19 protein-coding genes and 2 pseudogenes are annotated in these 19772 nt (G+C 59.3%); 13 read left to right on the top strand and 8 right to left on the bottom strand.

The window, feature by feature from the left end; translation table 11 throughout:
• The first annotated feature begins 22 nt into the window (after positions 1-22).
• The 3 genes from AS026_RS38450 to AS026_RS38445 all read left to right on the top strand — a co-directional run bounded on the left by AS026_RS38450 (position 23) and on the right by AS026_RS38445 (position 2698).
• Positions 23-232: a cold-shock protein gene (locus AS026_RS38450; protein ID WP_062368753.1), complete on the top strand. Its 210-nt coding sequence runs from the start codon at positions 23-25 to the stop codon at positions 230-232.
• A 425-nt stretch (positions 233-657) separates the two neighbouring features.
• Entirely contained in the window at positions 658-960 is a 303-nt protein-coding gene (locus AS026_RS40855) for a UBP-type zinc finger domain-containing protein (protein WP_082728431.1), read from the top strand.
• A 16-nt stretch (positions 961-976) separates the two neighbouring features.
• Positions 977-2698 carry an NAD(P)/FAD-dependent oxidoreductase gene (locus AS026_RS38445; RefSeq protein ID WP_062368752.1) on the top strand — a complete coding sequence of 574 codons (1722 nt, stop codon included), beginning with the start codon at positions 977-979 and terminating at the stop codon, positions 2696-2698.
• A gap of 66 nt (positions 2699-2764) precedes the next feature.
• Here AS026_RS38445 and AS026_RS38440 read toward each other — a convergent pair.
• The 5 genes and pseudogenes from AS026_RS38440 to AS026_RS40850 form a co-directional block, all read right to left on the bottom strand.
• Positions 2765-3466: pseudogene (locus AS026_RS38440) on the bottom strand (DUF599 domain-containing protein).
• Positions 3467-3548: 82 nt separating this feature from the next.
• Positions 3549-3692, bottom strand: a pseudogene (locus AS026_RS44735) (DUF2934 domain-containing protein); the annotation flags it as partial.
• Positions 3693-3830: 138 nt separating this feature from the next.
• Complete coding sequence (locus tag AS026_RS38435) at positions 3831-5093, bottom strand: type II toxin-antitoxin system HipA family toxin (RefSeq protein WP_062376351.1); 1263 nt, start codon at positions 5091-5093, stop codon at positions 3831-3833.
• Positions 5090-5320 carry a helix-turn-helix transcriptional regulator gene (locus AS026_RS38430; RefSeq protein ID WP_018859659.1) on the bottom strand — a complete coding sequence of 77 codons (231 nt, stop codon included), beginning with the start codon at positions 5318-5320 and terminating at the stop codon, positions 5090-5092. Before AS026_RS38430 ends, AS026_RS38435 begins: the two co-directional genes overlap by 4 nt.
• Positions 5321-5550: 230 nt before the next feature.
• Positions 5551-5775: a hypothetical protein gene (locus tag AS026_RS40850; RefSeq protein ID WP_342587582.1), complete on the bottom strand. Its 225-nt coding sequence runs from the start codon at positions 5773-5775 to the stop codon at positions 5551-5553.
• A 773-nt stretch (positions 5776-6548) separates the two neighbouring features.
• Between AS026_RS40850 and AS026_RS38415 the strand changes: the two genes are divergently transcribed.
• Genes AS026_RS38415 through AS026_RS38390 form a run of 6 tightly spaced genes read left to right on the top strand, consistent with a single transcriptional unit; the run spans position 6549 to position 13779 of the window.
• Positions 6549-7535, top strand: a complete 987-nt coding sequence (locus tag AS026_RS38415; RefSeq protein WP_018860273.1) for a BMP family protein — start codon at positions 6549-6551, stop codon at positions 7533-7535.
• Between the two features lie 12 nt (positions 7536-7547).
• Positions 7548-8972 carry an amidase gene (locus AS026_RS38410; RefSeq protein WP_062376344.1) on the top strand — a complete coding sequence of 475 codons (1425 nt, stop codon included), beginning with the start codon at positions 7548-7550 and terminating at the stop codon, positions 8970-8972.
• Complete coding sequence (locus tag AS026_RS38405) at positions 8969-10495, top strand: ABC transporter ATP-binding protein (protein ID WP_062376342.1); 1527 nt, start codon at positions 8969-8971, stop codon at positions 10493-10495. Before AS026_RS38410 ends, AS026_RS38405 begins: the two co-directional genes overlap by 4 nt.
• Positions 10485-11534 (top strand): ABC transporter permease, encoded by a 1050-nt coding sequence (locus AS026_RS38400; protein WP_018860270.1) that lies wholly within the window; start codon positions 10485-10487, stop codon positions 11532-11534. Before AS026_RS38405 ends, AS026_RS38400 begins: the two co-directional genes overlap by 11 nt.
• Positions 11531-12472 carry an ABC transporter permease gene (locus AS026_RS38395; protein WP_062376340.1) on the top strand — a complete coding sequence of 314 codons (942 nt, stop codon included), beginning with the start codon at positions 11531-11533 and terminating at the stop codon, positions 12470-12472. The genes AS026_RS38400 and AS026_RS38395 overlap by 4 nt, the downstream gene beginning before the upstream one ends.
• Positions 12473-12483: 11 nt before the next feature.
• On the top strand, positions 12484-13779 hold the full coding sequence (locus tag AS026_RS38390; protein WP_062376338.1) for an amidohydrolase family protein: 1296 nt from the start codon (positions 12484-12486) through the stop codon (positions 13777-13779).
• 195 nt (positions 13780-13974) lie between these two features.
• Here the strand turns inward: AS026_RS38390 and AS026_RS38385 are convergent, their stop codons facing one another.
• Positions 13975-14865: a LysR family transcriptional regulator gene (locus AS026_RS38385; protein WP_062376364.1), complete on the bottom strand. Its 891-nt coding sequence runs from the start codon at positions 14863-14865 to the stop codon at positions 13975-13977.
• A 124-nt stretch (positions 14866-14989) separates the two neighbouring features.
• Here AS026_RS38385 and AS026_RS40845 point away from each other — a divergent pair, with 124 nt between their 5' ends.
• Positions 14990-15259 carry a helix-turn-helix domain-containing protein gene (locus tag AS026_RS40845; protein WP_082728691.1) on the top strand — a complete coding sequence of 90 codons (270 nt, stop codon included), beginning with the start codon at positions 14990-14992 and terminating at the stop codon, positions 15257-15259.
• A 215-nt stretch (positions 15260-15474) separates the two neighbouring features.
• On the opposite strand, the gene AS026_RS38380 is transcribed toward AS026_RS40845, so the two are convergent.
• Positions 15475-15765: a hypothetical protein gene (locus AS026_RS38380; RefSeq protein ID WP_062376336.1), complete on the bottom strand. Its 291-nt coding sequence runs from the start codon at positions 15763-15765 to the stop codon at positions 15475-15477.
• Between the two features lie 300 nt (positions 15766-16065).
• Here AS026_RS38380 and AS026_RS38375 point away from each other — a divergent pair, with 300 nt between their 5' ends.
• From AS026_RS38375 to AS026_RS38365, 3 genes are all read left to right on the top strand, one after another.
• Positions 16066-17739, top strand: a complete 1674-nt coding sequence (locus tag AS026_RS38375) for an arylsulfatase (RefSeq protein ID WP_062376362.1) — start codon at positions 16066-16068, stop codon at positions 17737-17739.
• A gap of 82 nt (positions 17740-17821) precedes the next feature.
• Positions 17822-18481, top strand: coding sequence for a hypothetical protein (locus AS026_RS38370; protein ID WP_062376334.1), 660 nt, complete (start codon positions 17822-17824; stop codon positions 18479-18481).
• A gap of 38 nt (positions 18482-18519) precedes the next feature.
• Positions 18520-18951 (top strand): DUF2721 domain-containing protein, encoded by a 432-nt coding sequence (locus AS026_RS38365; RefSeq protein ID WP_062376332.1) that lies wholly within the window; start codon positions 18520-18522, stop codon positions 18949-18951.
• A 32-nt stretch (positions 18952-18983) separates the two neighbouring features.
• On the opposite strand, the gene AS026_RS38360 is transcribed toward AS026_RS38365, so the two are convergent.
• Positions 18984-19772, bottom strand: a complete 789-nt coding sequence (locus tag AS026_RS38360; RefSeq protein ID WP_062376330.1) for a hypothetical protein — start codon at positions 19770-19772, stop codon at positions 18984-18986.

The raw sequence follows: 19772 nt of genomic DNA, 5'->3' as shown, positions 1-19772 counted from the left end.
GCAAATCAACCGAGGACTTACATTGGCTACTGGTACAGTGAAATGGTTCAACTCTGAAAAGGGCTATGGTTTCATCGCCCCCGATAATGGCTCTCCGGATGTGTTCGTGCACATCTCGGCAGTAGAGCGTTCCGGGCTTTCAGGCCTCAAGGATGGTCAGAAAGTCAGTTACGAACCGAAGCAGGATCGGCGTTCGGGTAAAACAGCGGCTGAAGATCTCCGCGCACTTTAATTGAAGGCTGCCGCGCGAGACGCGGCAGCCGAAACAACAACAGTAAAATTTATCCGCAAGCAGCGACTTTCAACCACACGCTTGTCAAGGCGGCGACCAGGGGCGGGCAAATATGTTCACCGCTTCGCGCTGCGTCGCGACTTTACCCCCGTTTGCCATGTGCTGAACTGCCAATCGCGTGGCCAAGGCTTTACCCGCAAAGCCAACGTGGGATTGCCCATAATCTTCACCAAAAAGCGCTCGTCTTTCGCAATTTCTGCATTCTTACGTTTCAAATCGGAAGCACACGGTCGAGTGAGGCAATCTAACCCGGCTCAGTTCGATGGACGGCAAGTGAAGCGCTCACCATAACCCTTGCGTATGACTGTCCAAAGTAGCGTTCTCAGGTATGTTACCTGAGATCCAACGATAGGATAGGATTTCAAATGACGCGTTGCAGCCATCAGAACTCCGTTCAATCCGTCAAGCCCAAGACCATGGGGTGTGAAGAATGCCTGGCAATCGGACAAGCTTGGGTCCACTTGCGACTATGCCGTGAATGCGGACACGTTGGATGTTGCGATCAATCAATAGGCAAGCATGCGACGGCGCATTTCCGGAGCACGGGCCATCCCATCATCGAAGGCTACGATCCGCCGGAAGGCTGGGGTTGGTGCTACGTGGATGGGACAATGATTGACCTTCCTGATCAGACCCCTCAGGTCGGACCGATTCCGCAGTTTTATTAGACAGGAGGTTGAGTGCATGGACGTCCACTCTCGCCAAGCCCAGCTGTTTCCCGTCCTGACCCCGTTGCAGATAGAAGTAGCCAAGAGATTCGCCAGCGGAGAGCCAAAGACGTTTGGTCCCGGAGAACAGGTCTCATCGATTGGTGACCGGCAAGTCCCGGCTTGGCTAGTCCTTTCTGGGCGGCTTGATGTCTTCGGGAGAATTGGCTCCCACTCGGAGACCGCAATCGTGTCGCATGGGGTGGGCCACTTCTCAGGCGAACTCAATCAATTGTCGGGACGGCCTGCTATGGCGGCTTCACGGGCTGGCCACCATGGTTGCGTCGCCATCCCCTTTGACGCCACGCACGTCAAGGCGCTCATCATCGGCTCGGCCGAGGTCGGCGAAATCATCATGCGGGCCTACATTCTTCGGCGCGTCGCGCTGATCGACACCGGGAATTCCGGCACCGTGCTGATTGGACACGACGGAAAATCGGATCTGCGTGCCCTTCAAATCTTCCTCTCCCGGAGCGGATATCCCTACGTCGTGGTCGATGCCTCCAGCGAGGGCGAGGGTCACGATCTGGTGGAGCGCCTGGGTATCCAGGACAGCGATCTACCGGTCATGGTCTGCCCAAACGGGACTGTCCTGAAAAAGCCCACCGACGCGGAGGTAGCATGCTGTCTGGGGATTACACCGGAGCTGGACCCGGAGATGGTGTACGACACTGCGATCGTCGGGGCTGGTCCCTCAGGACTGGCTGCGGCGGTCTATGCCGCCTCTGAAGGCCTGAGCGTTATCGTCCTGGACGAGCGTTCCGCAGGAGGACAAGCAGGCAGTTCTTCCCGCATCGAAAACTACTTGGGCTTTCCGACCGGCATCTCGGGCCAAGCCCTGGCCGGTCGAGCACTCAATCAGGCCCTGAAGTTCGGCGCCGAAGTTGCCCTGCCCTTGAGAATTTCTGAGATGTCACCGCCTGTTCCCGGCAGTCGGCGCGATGGTCTAATCAATCTCCGCACGACCGACCGGCGAGCAATAATGGCGAGAACGGTCGTGGTTGCATCTGGAGCACGATATCGCAGACCAAGTATCTCGAATGTCTCAGACTTCGAGGGTGCCGGGGTGTCGTACTGGGCAACGCCCATCGAAGCAAAGTGGTGTGAGAACCGGGATATTGTCGTCGTCGGTGGCGGCAACTCTGCTGGTCAGGCAATCGCCTATTTGGCCCCCAAGGTCAGCCGTCTCCATCTGGTGATCCGAAGAGACCTCGCCGATACGATGTCGACCTACCTGATTGAGCGGATTGCCGCCCTCCCGAATGTCGTAATGCACGTCGGGTGCGAGGTAGCCTCCTTATCGGGGGATGCGTCGCTTCTGGCAGTGACGATCAGAAACTTGAAGTCCGCAAGAGAGACGGAATTCGAAGTCCGCCAGCTTTTCATGTTCATTGGTGCTGACCCTAACACCGGCTGGCTATGCCCGCACATTGCTACGGACCGCGCCGGATTCATCGTGACGGGATCTGCTTTCGATCCCTTCGTCGAACAAGAGGTGGGCCGCGCAGCTCTGGCCCTCGAAACCAGCATACCGAACATTTTTGCCATTGGAGATGTAAGAGCAGGCTCCACCAAGAGGGTGGCAGCAGCTGTGGGCGAAGGTGCGGCGGTAGTCAGCCAGATTCACACAGCTTTGGGATTTCGAGATGGTGACCGCAATCCACCTGCGTTCCCCGAGCCTTCACCCCCGCCGAACTGAGCCTGAACCCGGGAAAATTCCAGCTCCCGCTGAGCAAAAATCGGGGTGCACTTCACGGACCGACACCTACAGCTCGCGCGTGCCAGGCGCGAAGGAACTCGACTTTATTGTAAGGGCGAGAGCCCCGAAAGCGCAAAGGCCCGCGCAGAACAAGAAAAGGGACCAGTATCCAAATACATCGGCCCAGGTGCCGGTGCCGAGCACCGCCGCTACAGTGAAGTAGTACGACCTCACGCCGACGCTAAATGATCGGAGCGCCGGGTTCAGGACCAGCGTGAGCGCCTCGGTCCAGGCCGCGATGTCGCGCTCTTCTTGTCGCGACGGGTTGGCGCCGATTGCGGCCAGACAGTAGTTCAGCTGCCTCACCGCCCAGATGAAATCCGATAGTCATCTGAGGAGTGTGGCGATGATCAGCAATACCTTGGTTTGAAAGAGCCACGCGGGGTCCTTGGCCGCAAACATAGCGATCAGCCCGTTACCGTTTCCGTAGTTGGGCTCCATGAACAAAGCGCCGCTGAGGCCGACGATCACGATCAGATTTGCTGGGCCGAAGAAGGACGCGGAATTGATCGTGTGGCCCAGGATCGCGGCGTCGCCGATGAAATTGTTGTCGCGGGTCAGCGTCTCGCGCATCCACGCGGCTCGGACCCGCACCATATCCACGGACAAGCTATCGTTGGGCCGTGGCCACCCGAGAGCCAATAGCGGCTCAATCGCAATCCACACCACGATGAAGAATACAAGCGACGCGATGTTGAGCGTATCCATTCAGCCCCCAGCCAGACTCTTTCGCACACTATCGCGGGCGTTGACGTCCTCCAAGAGGTGCCGACGTTTGAACCGCTGTCCGCTAGGGCTGCTCGCGCATCCCCGGCGTAGCCTCCCGCTGATCTTCATCAATCATGTCGGTGGCAACAAGGAACGCGTCCGTGTGCTCGCGAACTGCCTCTCTGAGCGTGGCCAGGTTCGGGACGTCGTCACCCTTTTCACCTTGGCAATGCCCTCGCGCGACGCTGCTCTGCAGCTATGCCTGGTTTTAGGAGGTTTCACCGCAAGCCGGCCGCGCGCACTGCGACCGGGGTCGCAACTCAATATTTGGATTATGTCTGTGGAGATGGTTGGCGCTGTTGAGTTAGATGCTCAGGGCAACGAGTTTGGCACGGTCTGCGATCGAATCGGCTACGTGATTGAACGTCACAGCATTTGTGGCAAGTGGAGACATATTTTCTGATAATCGGGGAATCGCGTCCCCTATGGAATCTGATAGTTCTTTCACCCGACGGCGTACTAAGAGTAAGCCGACACCTGTCTCCTTCGAGAAAGCCTGCCAACCAGCGGCGTCCATTTCCGAAAGCGTTGCGCGTTTGCCGATTCGCATAGCCATTTTCGGAGAAAGGTCTGGATAGGCCACCGTGGATAGCAGATCGTACAGCGGAGCCATTCGCGGTCCTCGATCATCATAAAGGATCGAGAAATTCTTGCCGTGGGCATCCGCATTTCCGACAATGAGATTGAAAATCGCAGCGTCCAAAAGCTTTGCGATATCCGGACCCGGCCGCTCAGATACCCGCCGCAATAACTCAAAACAATCCCTAAAGGTCGGCCCGCCCTCGCTTGCATACTTAGTTTCAGGTGGCACACCGAGTGCTTGGCAAAAGTCTTCCTGATGGATGCGGCGAACCACACCGTCGGCATCATAGTAGCGATCGTATCGCTCGACCAAAAGGAAAGGGCGACCATTCGCGGACCTCGGTTCGACCGGAGCAACGTCAAGCCCGATTGCGGCCGCAAGCCTCATCACGAAGGCCTCATTCTCGCTGGTCCCCGGAAAGCGCGCAATTGGCGGTTTCAAGATGTGCGTAGTCGCCCGGCCTGGAAGCGGTAGAGCGACTTGGCCATCGACTAGAACAACTGGAACTTTTGATTGGGCGCCCGCAAGCGATAGCCTCAAGCCTTCCTGGCCGGCCAATAGCGGCCGTGTCGGAAGTGCGTCCAATATCCGAACGATTCCTGCCTCATCCAGAGGTGCCGTTTGCTGATCCGCAATCGGTTCTGCCCCGGTGGGTTCCTGATCTTCAGGCAAAAGCTGAATCGCGCCGGCGACGTCGCCGCCCAAGCGATCAAGAAGCGCGAAGTCGTTGGCAGGTGAAACACCCAACGCCTGCGCAGCAACAAGACGCTGGCTTTCTTCTGGCAGCAGGCCGCCGAAAAATGGCCGGCATTCACGGCGAGAAAAACGTTGTGGACGCTTCGGAAGTGAGGCCGACAGTGGAGGCGTCTTTTCGTCATCAAGCCAAGCTTCAGCGTATGCGAAGCCGATATCGCCATGCTTATCTTGGGTGAATTGCCCGACAATGCGACCACCCCACCAGACATTGAGGACCCTAACCGTCATTTTCTACGTTCACCAGGGGCTAGAATATCAATCGAACAACCCAGCGTTTGCAGAACCTGCAAAACCTTTCCTATCTGAGCTGTCGGCTTGCCGGCTTCGAGGTCCACAATGAACCTGAGGCCAACTCCAGAGACCCCGGCAAGCTCGTCCTGTCGCAAGTTTTGCTCCTTGCGTGCGCTGCGTACTAGGGCGCCGATATCGGCTGGACTTCTGACTTGTTTTGCCATCTTTATTTCCCGATCGGGAAAATAACAGCACATCAGCCGCCCTGTCGAGTAAAATTTTCCCGATCGGGAAAATCATTAGCGCCGGATGATCTGTGTTTGGAAAAATTCCCGATCGGGAAATTCAGATGGAGCCGATGCGGTGCCGGGAAACCTCGGCCGATTGGGAGTTATGGCCCCGCTGATTGGGAATGGCAGCGGTTCCTATCCTACTGAAAGCCTTGCAGACTAAATCACAACATCGGATTCCGATTCAGCTTCCCCCGATATGCCGGGTGCCGGTGCGACACTATCGCGTCCACCATGGCCGGCGGTTTTGATCGCGCCAGCAATAGCATCTTACCCGTTTTCATTTCCAGGATCTGATCGGCGGTCATCAGCTTCTGGCGCTGCTCGGCGGTCGAAGTCTTGCGGCTCTCGCCGAATTTTGCGGACGATTGTTTGGTGCGGGTCAGCACCGTCTGATCGCCAAGCGCATTCGCGGCCCAATTGGCGGTTTTCGAACTCGGCGCGGCCAAGACCGAAAATGCGGGTGGTGACGCAGGAGCCGAGAACGTTGGCGGTGTCGCCCTTGCCATAGACGCTTTCGATCTGGCCTTTATCCTGGGTGATAAACAGCGCTTCGATGCCGCAGCCGGCGGCGACGTTGGCGATATTGATCAGCTTTTACATCCGGCCGAGACGGACAAACTCGTCCAGCACCGGGAGCACGTTCTTTTTCGGCTTCCTCGCCCCCTCAAGGCGGACGGCCATACCGAGAATGGGCGCGGTCGATCATCAGCCCGGCCCAAAACCAGCTGGCGGGCGGATCTGGGTGTCATGGCGTCCAGAGGCATCACATATCCTTCCCGGCGAGACGTGAGCATCATCATCCCATCGCCCGTTAGCTTCTGAGCACGCCCGCGACATCATGGGCCGATCGGGGGCGCTGAGGACGCGACGGCGGAGCCGGCACGAAGGATAACTTGCTCCATTGCATTCAGTTCATCGACGACCCTTCCGGCCCGGTAAGCGTCGCGGCGGCAAGTCACCTCGTCTGTGGGTCCAACAGCTGGCTCCGCAACGAAAACCCCAGGCGCATCAGCAGCACTAGAACCGCCAGCCCGACGGCAACACACGATGTTGCCGACCGCGATTGGCTATGCCCATTTTTTAAACCCGGACCTCGCTTGACACTTTTTTAGCCCCTCCATATGTTTTTGAACCAAACGGTAAAAAAAGGGGAACAATCATGACAAAAGACCTTCTCATGTCACGTCGCGCGCTCATGGCCTCGGGCATTGCCCTGGGCGTCAGCGGGTTGGCGCCGATCGCCCGCGCCGCCGCCCCGTTGAAGGTGGCAGGCATCCATGCCTCGCCTGTCGAGAACGCCTGGAATTCCTGTCTTCACAAGGCCTTGCAGGACGCCGCCAAGGAAGGCGTGATTGAATATGTATTTTCAGAAGGCGTTTCCGGGACCGACTATCCCCGCGCCATGCGCGAATATGCCGAGCAAGGAAACAAGCTGATCATCGGCGAAGCCTATGCTGTCGAAAAGGAAGCGCGCCAGGTGGCCGCCGACTACCCCGACACGGCCTTCGTTCTTGGATCGAGCGGCAAGGAAGAAGGCAGCAATTTCGGCGTCTTCGGCACCTGGAATTACGACGGCGCCTATCTCGCGGGAATGTTGGCAGGCAAGATGACCAAGTCGAACGTGGTCGGCTCCGTTGGTGCCATGCCTATTCCCGAGGTCAACATGCTGATCAACGCCTTCGCCGAAGGTGTCAAATCGGTCAATCCTGACTGCAAGCATCTCGTTGCCTTTATTGGGACATTCTTCGATCCGCCGAAGGCGCGCGAGGCGGGCCTTGCCCAGATCGATGCTGGTGCGGACATCCTGTTTGGCGAGCGCATCGGCACTGCCGATGCAGCCAAGGAACGCAAGATCAAGGCTGTCGGATCACTGATAGACTATACCCCGCGCTATCCCGACACCGTCTTTGCGAATGCCCTCTGGGGATTCCGGCCCATTCTGAATGCGGCGATTGCCGATGTGGCTGCGGGCAAGCCAGTCGGCCGCAACTACACGGCCTTCGGCCTGATGAAGGAAGGCGGAAGCGACATCGTCTTTGTGAAGGGCGTGGCACCGGCAGACGCGGAAGCGGCCATGGAAGCCAAGCGCGCCGACATCAAGGCCGGCAAGTTTGAGGTGCCGCAGAACATGGAACAGCCCAAGTAATTCGGCCGATCCATGCCCGGCAAACGGCCAGTAGACGCCACCGACGTTTCGGAACTGATCCGTTCCGGCCAACTGACCGCAACGGAGGCGATGCGGCTGTCCCTGGCCGCTGCCACCCGCCTTTCCAGTCTTGGTGCCATCACTCATCTTGATGCGACCATGGGGATGGCGGCAGCCCAGGCGGCCGACGACGAGCGTCGGTCGGCCCCGATCCGTTTTACTGCGCGTGCGTTTGGTGGGGTGCCGACGCTTGCCAAGGATCTTGGCGGTCCGTTCAAGGGACTGCCGGTTGCAGCCGGTTCACGTCTTTTCAAGCGAGACTCCGGCGATGCGGATTCCGAGCTTGCGGTGCGGTTCCGCGCGGCCGGCTTTTGCCTGTTTGGGCTGACCACGAGTCCCGAATTCGGGCTGTCGCTCGCAAGTGAGCCAACGATTGGTCCGGTCTGTCGAAATCCGCATGACCGATCGCGAACTGCTGGCGGTTCATCGGGTGGTGCCGCCGCAGCTGTTGCCGCCGGCATCGTTTCAACAGCACATGCGACCGACGCTGGCGGTTCCATTCGGGTTCCCGCCGCCTGCTGCGGCCTGGTTGGCCTGAAGCCCAGCCGGGGCGCCATGCCAGCGGGTCCTTCGTTCGGTAATCATCTCGGTGGCATCGCGAGCGAATTCGTCGTGACGCGCTCGGTCCGGGACACCGAGCTCGCTCTCACAGCGTTGAGCGGTAAAGCGCGCGGCCCTTTTCCAGATGTGTCCATGACGGCCCCCCCTTCGACCCGCATGAAGATCGGTCTCTTGACGGATACCGGCGTGCGGTTTCCAACCGCCGCTGACCGGCTGGATGCTGTCGAGGCGGCGGCCACTGCGCTCGAGATCGACGGCCACGAGATCGTCCGTCTACGGTGGAGTGATCTTGAAACCGCCGTAGGAGACAGCGCGCGCGTTTTCGAGGACATAGTCGCCGTCAACCTGTTCAACCTGGTCCAGGATCTTGGCCTCGACATGGCAATGGCCGAGCGCCTGACACAGGCAGTCGCCGAACAGGGCAGCGCGATGCCTGCCGCCGCCCTGTGGGCATCGCTGAACAAGGCTGTTCTCGTCAGCCATCATATGTGGGCCCTGTTCGACAGGGTTGATTGCCTTCTGTCCCCAATGCTGTCGTCGGCACCCCTTGCGGTCGGTTCGTTCCCATCGGATCATGCCGACACCGAGCTGCATTTCGAACGCATGGCTGCCTTCGCGCCGCTCGCGCCACTCGCCAATGTCTCGGGGGTCCCTGCCTTGACGCTTCCTTTCGGATCAGATGCCGCCGGCCTGCCGCTACCGCTCCAGCTGATGGCGCCAATCGGCCGCGATCTGCAGCTCCTGTCGCTTGCCTTCAGACTGGAAGCCGAAGGAAGGTGGCAACATCCCTTCCCAATTGCGGAATCGGCTGCATGACCACCGTGCTCGATATCTCCCGTGTCTCAAAGCGGTTCGGCGACAACCTTGCCAACGACGACATTTCGCTGTCGCTGAAGGAAGGAGAAATTATCGCACTTCTTGGAGAGAATGGCGCCGGCAAGACGACGTTGATGAGCATTCTCTTTGGCCACTACGTGCCAGACACCGGCCGGATAGTGATCCACGGCCGTGAGCTGCCGCCGGGGAGGCCCCGCGAGGCAATCCGGGCTGGCGTCGGCATGGTGCACCAGCATTTCTCGCTCGCGCCAAATCTCACGGTCATCGAGAACATCATGACCGGAACGCAGAAACTCTGGGCGTTGCGCTCGAGTACAAATGCCGCGCGCAGGAAGCTCCTTTCTATTTCGGATCGTTTCGGCCTCAAGGTCGATCCTGACGAGCGCCTCGGTGATCTTTCGGTCGGGGAGCAACAACGGGTCGAGCTTCTCAAGGCGCTTTTCAACGATGCTCGAATCCTGATCCTCGACGAACCCACCGCCGTTCTCACCAATATCGAGGCCGAAAGGCTGTTCTCGACGTTGAAGGAGATGGCCCGTCAGGGATTGTCGGTGATCTTCATCTCCCACAAGCTGGATGAGGTCATGGCCGCGGCCGACCGGATTGTCGTGCTGCGCGGCGGCAAGATGGTCGCCGAGCGTCTTCAGTCGGAAACCAGCAAGGCCGAACTCGCTGAACTGATGGTGGGCCACCGGGTCAGCCGCCCCGTTCGCGAACCCTCGACACCCGGCGTGGTTGTCCTCAAAGGCGTTGGCATCACCTCCAGAGTTGCCGGGGTTGACAGGCTGAAGAGCATCAACTTCCAACTCAGCGAAGGCGAGGTGCTCGGGATCATCGGCGTTTCCGGCAACGGCCAGGCGCCCTTGGCAGCCTTGTTGTCCGGCGTGCTGTCCCGCACGGCGGGTGACCTCATCCTGTTCGGAAAAAATGTCGGCAATCTCGACGTGGCGGACGTCGTAGCAGCTGACATCGGCCGCATTCCCGAAGACCGAAACAAGGAAGGGGCGATCGGCGAAATGGCGATATGGGAAAACGTCGTGCTCGAGCGTCTTCCCGCTTTCTCCCGGGCTGGAATGGTGGACCGCAAGGCAGGCATGACGTTTGCCCGGGAGATCATCGATGCTTTTGACGTGAGAGGTGGTGCGCCGCGCAGCCGTACCCGCCTCCTGTCGGGTGGGAACATGCAAAAGCTTATCCTCGGCAGGAATCTGCAGCAGCGCCCCCGTATTTTGATCGCCGCCCAGCCGGCACGCGGTCTCGACGAGGGCGCAGTTGCCGCCGTCCACGCCCGGATCCTTGAAGCCCGCAGGCAGGGTACTGCGGTGTTGTTGATCTCCGAGGATCTTGATGAAGTGATCGCGCTTGCTGACCGCATCCAGGCGATTGTTGGTGGCAGGCTGTCGCCACCGGTCGACGCGGGAGACGTCGATGCACGCCGCCTGGGCCTGATGATGGCGGGCGACTGGAGTGAGACACCTACGGAGATCAGACATGCGCCTTGAACGCCGCGAGCATCGGCCGGTCTATCTCCTGGTCGGTTCACCGATCGCTGCCGTCGTCTCAGCACTTCTGCTTGCCGGCATTCTGATCGCAATCGCCGGCGCGCCGGTCCTGGAAGCCTATCGGCGCATCCTGATTGGCGCCTTCGGCTCACGTCTCTCGGCGACCGAGACCTTGACCCGGGCGACGCCCCTTATCCTGACCGGTCTTGCCGCCGCGACGGCCTTTCGGGCGAGGCTTTGGAATATCGGCGCGGAAGGCCAGTTCTACGTCGGCGCTATCGCAGTCGCCGCCTGCGGCTCCAACATGCTGGCAGGCCTGCCGGGCCCGATCCTCATTCCGGCCTTGCTATTGATCGGTGCTGTTGCGGGCATGGTACTGATCCTCATCCCGCTGTGGCTCAGACTGCGCTTCTCTGTTGATGAGGTGGTGACCAGCCTCCTGATCAACTTTATCGCGCTGCTTTTTGTCTCCATGCTGATCAACGGCGTGCTGAAGGATCCAATGGCCTTTGGGTGGCCGCAGTCGCAGTCAGTGGTCGATCATGCCATGCTGCCGAAGCTGGTTGCGCGCTCGCGGCTCCATATCGGCCTACTGATTGCGATCGTCCTTGCTGTCATCATCCATTTCCTGCAGACGAGGACGGTCTTTGGCATGCAGTCACGCGCTGCTGGCCTCAGTCCGCAGGGTGCAGCGTTTGCCGGCGTGCCGCTGACGCGGACCCTGGTCAAGGTTGCCTGCCTTTCCGGGGGACTTGCGGGACTTGCGGGCGCAATCGAGGTCCTCGGCGTCAAGGGCTACGTCACCACGGATCTGTCTCCTGGCTTCGGCTATTCAGGAATCGTCGTCGCGATGCTCGCCAACCTGAACCCGCTCGGCGTCGTGCTCGCGGCACTTTTCACGGCAACCATGTTCGTCGGTGCCGACGGCATGAGCCGCAGCCTCGCCATACCAACCTACATCGCTGATGTAACGGTAGCGCTGTCGCTCCTGACGATGCTCGTTGCCCTGTTCTTCACCCAATACAGGATCCGGCGATGAACGTTATTGTCGACATCATCTCATCGGCGGGCTTGTGGGCAGCGATCCTTCGAATTGCCACTCCTCTGATCTTTGGCACTCTTGGCGCACTTCTGTGCGAACGAGCCGGCGTTCTCAACCTCGGCATCGAGGGCATCATGACCTTCGGCGCGATGATCGGCTGGCTTGCGGTCTATCATGGCGCTGACCTTTGGACCGGTCTCTTTGTGGCTGCGCTGGCAGGCATGGTGTTTGGTTTCCTGCACGCCGCGATGACCGTTACGCTCGGCCTGTCCCAGCATGTCTCAGGTCTTGGCGTGACCCTGTTTGCCTCAAGCTTCAGTTACTATGTGTTCCGTCTGATCGTCCCCGTGGCCGGCACACCGCCAACGATCGTCCCCTTCCAGCCAATCAGCATCCCTGGCCTTTCCACCGTGCCATTTGTTGGACCGGCCTTTTTCACGCAGACAGCACCCACCTATCTCGCCATCCTCATTGCGCTCCTTCTTGCCTACGTCGTCTTTCGCACGCCGCTTGGTCTTGCAATTCGCATGACCGGCGAAAACCCGCATGCGGCAGAGGCTCAGGGCGTCGATCCGATCCGGATACGCTATGGTGCGGTGATCGTCGGCAGCGCGTTGATGGGCATGGGCGGCGCGTTTCTGACGCTGTCAGCCTTCAACAGCTTCTTCCCGACCATGGTCCAGGGTCGTGGGTGGATCTGCATTGCGCTCGTCGTCTTTGCATCCTGGAGACCCGGGCGTGCGCTTTTCGGAGCGCTCCTCTTTGCCTTCTTCGACGCTTTCCAGCTTCGCCTGCAGACCGTCGTCCAGGGTATCCCCTACCAGATCTTTCTGATGACGCCTTATGTCCTGTCGATCCTGGCGCTTGCCGTCATGGCCCGCCGCGCGCGCGTTCCTCAGGCCCTGATGCAATCCTATCGCCGTGGCGAACGATAAAAGGAGACCCAATGTTCGAGCTGATCATCAGAAACGCGAACCTCCCCGATGGCCGCACCGGGATAGACATTGCAGCGGAGAGCGGAAAGATTGTTGCCGTCGAGCATCAGATCCAGGCGTCTGCCGGCACGGAAATCGATGCAACGGGCCGGCTGGTGACGCCTCCCTTCGTCGATCCCCATTTTCATATGGATGCCACGCTGTCACTCGGCCTGCCGCGAATGAACATCTCCGGCACGCTGCTGGAAGGCATCTCGCTCTGGGGCGAGCTTCGTCCGTCATTGACACAGGAGGCGCTGGTCGATCGCGCCCTGCGCTACTGCGACCTTGCCGTAAGCCAGGGCCTTCTTTCCATCAGAAGCCACGTCGATACGTCCGATCCACGTCTGGTAACCGCCGAGGCTCTGATCGAGGTTCGAAAACGGGTAAAGCCCTACATCGACTTGCAACTCGTTGCCTTTCCGCAGGATGGCTATTACCGGGCGGAAGCCGGCGTCGAGTCGCTGAACCGTGCCCTCGACATGGGGATCGACATTGTCGGCGGTATTCCGCACTTCGAGCGAACGATGGAAGACGGCCGCGCGTCTGTCGAGGCGCTGTGCAGGATCGCCGCTGATCGTGGACTTCCGGTCGACATGCATTGCGACGAGACGGACGATCCGATGTCGCGTCACATTGAAACGCTGGCCGCCCAGACTGTGCGTTTCGGCCTTCAGGGGCGTGTTGCCGGTTCCCACCTTACCTCGATGCATTCGATGGACAACTACTATGTCTCAAAGCTCATCCCGCTGATGGCCGAGGCCGAAATCAATGTCATCCCCAATCCCCTGATCAACATCATGCTACAGGGCAGGCACGATACATATCCCAAGCGCCGCGGCATGACACGTGTGCGTGAACTGATGGATGCCGGGCTTAACGTCTCCTTCGGGCACGACTGCGTGATGGATCCCTGGTATTCGATGGGCTCGGGCGACATGCTGGAAGTCGGACATATGGCGATCCATGTCGCGCAGATGGCCGGCATCGCTGACAAGAAAAAGATCTTCGACGCCCTTACGCTGAACTCTGCAAAGACGATGGGTCTTGAAGGTTATGGCATGATGAAAGGCTGCAACGCGGACTTTGTTGTCCTGCAGGCAGCCGACCCGATTGAGGCATTACGGCTCAAGCCCACCAGGCTTTGGGTCATCCGCCGGGGCAAGATTATCGCTCAATCAAAGCCACGGATCGCCGAGTTGTCTCTCGATGGCCGGCCCACAACGATCGACAGCGGTCGCGATTACGTCCCGATGACGTCCTCATGAGGCCCGAAATGTGCTCGTCCCTCGCGCCGGGGCCAACTTGATAATCACGCAAGCAACCGCCGACAATTCCCCTAGAGACAGGACAGAGCGCTACCGCTCTTTCCGCTCGTTCTGCGGCCAAGTCGCGCCGCTTCGGGTCGATAAAATCTCGATTGCGCCGCTTTTGTGATCGCCGACGAGGTCGCAGAAGGTGCCTTACCGCCCTGCCCTTGCCAGCGACCGTGCAATGTCGACGATATCATCACGGCCGGCGGTTGGGTCCTCCTTGCTCCAGGCAATGCCAAGCCCGATCCGGAAGTCGATCCCGCTTACCTTCTTCAGCTCAAAGCCGCGATTGGGTAGATCAAGCGTCCATTCCGGGGCAAAGCCGATGCCAAGCCCGGCAGAGACCAGCGACACCAGCGCATAGGTGTCATCGCAGCTGAAGGCAATGTTGGCGGTGAGCTCGTATTCGGCGAACTTCTCATTGAAGTAGCGTTCCGAAAACGACAGGTTCTGCCGGTTGAAGGCGATGATCTTCTGAGTGCGCAGATCATCGATGCTGATCTCGTCCCTGGCTGCCAGCGGATTGGCATGGCCGACCGCCAGGTAGTAGCGCTCATGCGCAAGCGAGACGAAGCGCAAGGAGCCGATGTTTTCCACCGGCCGGATGAAGCCTAGATTGAGCTGGCCGGTCTCCAGGCCGCGGATGATCTCGCCGGTATTGCCAGAGGCGATATGGATGCGGACATCGGGATACTTGCGGGCGATCTTGGCAAGGAAGGTCGGCAGCATGCCCATGGTGGCCGGGTAGATGCTGCCGATCCTGATCTGGCGGATGCGGCTGCCGCCGGCTGCCCGCGTCAGTTCGGTGGTCAGGTCGATGTCGCTTAAGATCCGCACACAGCGATCATAGAAGGTTTCCCCTGCCCTGGTCAGTTCCACCCTTCGCGTCGAGCGGATGAACAGCGGGCAGCCAAGCTCCCTTTCCAGCGACATCACATGATTGCTGAGTGCCGGCTGGGCAATGTGCATCCTGGCTGCCGCCCGGCCGAAGTGCAGTTCCTCGGCCACCGCTTTGAAATAGGAGAGTTGGCGTAGTTCCATGAAGGCCATCCACTTGTGCTAGCAAACTGCAACAATGTGCTGCGTTCGGTGATTCACGCTTAGATTGCTTTCATAGTTCTATAATACGTGGTTTCATAAGTTGTCAAATGTTGTGTTTTCCGCCATGGATGCACGGCAGAGAGTTGCGATGAATCTTCGGCGTTTGCGAGTTTCTAAAGGAATCTCGCAAGATGATCTTGCGCTTACGGCAGATATCGAGCGCTCTTACGCGGGGCACCTCGAACGCGGCAGCAAAAACCCGACAGTGGTCACACTCGAGAAAATTGCAACGGCTCTTTCATGTGATATCTCGGAGCTTTTCGCTCCCGTGCCCGATGACACAAAGCCAATCGAACCACTTCGTAGCGGACGACGACCTCCAGATCGAGATTGACGTTCCTGACAAGATTTGAACCGCCCTTTGCGATCGATTAAACCGCCGAAAAATCAAACGCTTGGTAAAGCTGATCAATGATGCAGCTCCTCCAGCCGCTTAGACTCTCGGCGTTGGCGTCGGTGACGCCCGGATCCGACAGGCGGGGCTAGTTTAATTTGCATGGAAGAGCGGGCGGTTTCATGCCAGCAAGCGGCCGCGATCGGTGGACGTTTTTACGCGAACTCAAGCACACCTCGTTGCATGGTCGCCAGTTCCCGAGTGAAGTACACGGAAAACAATTCCTCGTCAGGCGCAGCTGGTTGCGCCTGCAGAAGAGCATCTGGTTTCGTCGATCCGCCTAGCCGATCGACAAGGCTGGGATTACCGCCGGCCGGGGCGGTATTGATCGAAGTGGATACCTCTTCCAGAAGCCAGTTGAGGCAATAAACATCAGGATCGCGCTCGAGCCCCTTAAGGAGGCACGACGCGCTCGCAAGGAATGCATCGTCGCGGTCGGCGTCCATCGCTGACAAGCACAGCGGTTGATCACGGCGATTCCCTAAAGGGCAATATCTGCGTCCTCTAATACACTGTAGAAAATGGTTGGAAGAGTGGAAGTCCTCTTCTGCAAGTCGAGGGTCACCTACGGCCTTGAGCCGCGTCTTTACCGGAGCAGACCTGCCCATTGGGTAGTGAACTGGGCGCCGCCGAGAAAACCCTCTTTTGCTTTGACTCGTCTTTCAACCAACCTTGGCCGTCATCGAGGCGGCCCCCAGAGGGAGGCATTCGAAATGAGACGGACCACGAAGCTGATAACAACCGCAATGGCGGTCGCGGGCAGCCTGCTTGCGAGTACCGCGACAATAGATGCGCAGGAGGAGAGGAAGCCCAACATCCTGTTCATCATGGGAGACGACATCGGATGGATGCAGCCGAGCATCTATCACCAAGGCCTCGCGGTCGGTGAAACCCCCAATATCGACCGTATCGGCCGGGAAGGCGCGAAGTTCATGACCTACTATGCCGAGCAGAGCTGCACGGCAGGGCGGACCGCATTCATCACCGGCATGCAGCCGGTACGTGTCGGTATGGTTCTGCCGGAGATTCCCGGAAGTCCGTCCTACCTGCGGGCCGGCACGCCTCACCTCGCCAAGTTCCTGTACGATCTCGGCTACTCGACAGGGGAATTCGGCAAGAACCATCTCGGAGATACGACCGAATCCCTGCCGACGGCACACGGGTTCCAGGAGTTTTGGGGCTATCTCTATCACCTCGACGCCATGCAGGGGGTGAGCTTCCCCGACATCAACAAGACCTCAACCGAGCAAGGGATCGCGCCACCTTGCAGGAACACGCCCATTCCTGGGATAGCGGACGATCCGGCGGCTGTGGATGCAAAAACCACGACCTGCCTGACGCCGCCGCGTCCGATGCTCGCGTGCAAATCCTCCGACGGGTCGCCTGCCAACCAGTCATGCAAGGACGAAGGGCCGCTGACGCTCGAGCGCTCCAAGACGATTGACGAGGAGATCTCGGCCAAGGTCATCGATTTCCTCGACCGCAATGATCCGAAGAAGACCAACAAGCCGTTCTTCGTCTGGTACAACCCTGCGCGCATGCACATCACCACCGTGCTGCCGGACAAGTACCTGAACATGGTGGGCGAGCAAGGCGGCAAGGACTGGGGCGTCAACGAAGCCGGGATGAAGCAGATGGACGACAACATCGGCTACGTCTTGAAGAGGCTCGAGGAAATGGGCGAACTCGACAATACTATTGTCGTCTTCACCACCGATAACGGCGCCGAGACGATCACATTCCCGGACGGCGGCACCACTCCGTTCAAGGGCGGAAAGCTCAGCACCTGGGAAGGCGGCATGCGTGCACCGCTCGTGGTTCGCTGGCCGGGGCACATCGAGCCCGGTACGGTCGAGAACGAGATGTTCTCGGCGCTGGACTGGCTGCCGACGTTTGTGAATATCGCGGGCGGTCCCAAGGGCGATGGCCTGAAAAAAGAGATCGAGGCAGGCAAGTATCCAGGCATCGTCAAGACCACGCTCGACGGGATCGATCAGCGCGACTTCCTGGAAGGCAAGTCGCCATCCAAGCGCGAGTCGTTCCTGTACTATTCCGGCAAGGAGCCATCTGCTGTCCGCTACAAGAACTGGAAGATGTACTTCGCCATGGTGTCAGACGATCCGGCTGGATTCATCGGCGGCGTGCAGCCTTACGCCTGGACGCAGGTCGTCAACATCAAGCGCGACCCGTTCGAAACCTCGGTCGGACAACAGTTGAAGACGCTCTTCGGTACAGGCGGCGCCATCGCGTCACCATCAACCGCCTATGTCTATGACTGGAACATCCTGCCCATCGGCCAGCAGTTGTGGCTGAAGCATCTCGAGACCTACATCGACTTTCCGCCGCTTCAGAGCCCTGCAAGCTATAATCTGGAGCAAGTGATGCAGCAGGTCCGCGAAATGAAGACTGGTCACGACTGACGCGCAGGCGAATAACGACATTTGTAGCGGACGCCACATGGCGGCCGCTACATCAGTATGCCCAACCGCAGAGGGCCGAACGATGAGCGATTTCACCCAAGCAGATCATGATGAACCGCGGTGGGCTCCGGTGTTGGCAATCCTCGGGGTGTTTGCCTTTCTGGAGGTGCTGCCGCATCACGTCTACGCCCTGCCGCGGTGGATATCATATGCGGTTCTCGTGGCAGCCATTGTGCCGATGGTCCTTGTCACGCTTTCCAGCGAAAATGCCGCGTGGCTGCGGGTCGAGCATGTCGCGATCATGCTGCTCGCCGGTGTTTATGCGGGGAATACCGCTGCGGAGCTTGGCGACATGGTCGGGATCATCACCGTGCATCCGCCCGAGACGAGATCGGTTTCGCTGTTGACGTCATCCTTTACGATCTGGATCACCAACGTCCTCACCTTCTCGCTGCTCTACTGGCAGATCGACGCGGGTGGTCCAGCGCGTCTCGCGCGTAGCATGGCGGGACGACCCGATTGGCTTTTCCCCCAGACCTCGGCACCGGAACTAGCCCCGCCGGACTGGCGACCGCTCTACGTCGACTATCTTTCCCTCGCGTTCAATACCGCGGCTGCCTTCAGTCCCACCGACGTGCTGCCGCTGACAAGACGTGCGAAAGGACTGATGATGATCGAAAGTGCTATTGCTCTGTTGACGCTCGTGCTCGTGGCTGCGCGCGCCGTCAATGTCATTCCGTAGCGGCGCATTGTTCGTGCCGCCGAGATCGAAGGTACCTGATGTCAGTCGAGGCCGATCAGCTTTCAACAATGATCAATCACGCGGTGGCGCCCGCGTTCATGCTCAACGCCGTCGCAGCGATGGTGGCCGTGCTGGTCAATCGGATCTCCACCGTTACCGAGCGGATCAGAAACCTGCGTGAGATCGATGAAGCTGACCTCGTTCGAGCCAGGCTAAAGCAGGAGATCGGCGTACTCAGGCGGCGGGAGCTGCTCTTGAACAGTGCCTTGCACCTCGCTGTCCTTGCCGGGATCGGGGTGACGCTGTTACTCCTCTTCGGTTTTGTTGTGGCATTCTTGGGTTACCGCCACGAACCAGGAGCCGCCGTGCTTTTCATCGCGTCGCTTTGCTTTCTGGCTGGATCCCTGTTCCGGTTCCTGCAGGACATCAGGCTCTCCCAAGGCGAGCACAAAGATCGTCAGTTGCGGTGATACCTCGAACTGTGCGGATCCGTTCGCCTACACTAGAAGTGGAAGGCCACCCCTAGGATCGGCCCCTGCTGGACGACGTCGAAGACAAAACCATCGTCCTCGTAGTTGACACCTATGGCGCGGTATCCGGCCACTGCCGATATGGTGTCGTTGAACTTGTAGCCGAGGCCGAGACCCACGTCCCAGTCGACATCGGCGCCGCCGCCGCCCACCAGCCCCCATCCCGTGACATAGATTTCGGGGGTGAAGAAGTAGTTTCCGCGCAGGCCCACGACCGCGTCCGCCCAGGTGGCGCTGTCATCCCGTTCCACTCCGGCCAGAAGTCCGCCGTTGAATGAGATGTCCGTCTCCACCGACCAGACTTTCACGCCGCCGAACACGTCGAGGTGGCCATTCTGATCTTCGAGTATGGCGTAGCCCACGCCCAGAAGGCCTGCAAAGGTCTCCGCCGTCACTCCGACGCTATCGGCGAAGATACCGCGCGGCGTGTGCGCATCGGCCCCCAGCTTGACGTAGATGATGTCTCCGACAATGCTGTAGCGGTCATAACGTGCCTCGGCCGTAGCCATGAACGCGAAGTCGAGATTGTCGAGAATGTCGCCAAAATCGGCATCGATCTTGACCTCGGGAAGCCCGAATTGGCGCACGTTCCCGGAAATTCCGGCAGCCCAGAAGTAGGGCGCCACGGTGAACTCCCAGCCGCTGCGGGTCTCGACCGTTTTCGCTTCGGGTGCCAGGGGCGTGAGATCAGCCGCATTGCCGAGCGATGTGGTCGACAGGACTGCGAGCATGACGATCGCAGGCAAGTCAATGGTTTTCAT

It is taken from the genome of Rhizobium altiplani (assembly GCF_001542405.1).
GTDB lineage: Bacteria > Pseudomonadota > Alphaproteobacteria > Rhizobiales > Rhizobiaceae > Rhizobium > Rhizobium altiplani.
This window is presented reverse-complemented; position numbering and strand designations above follow the sequence as displayed.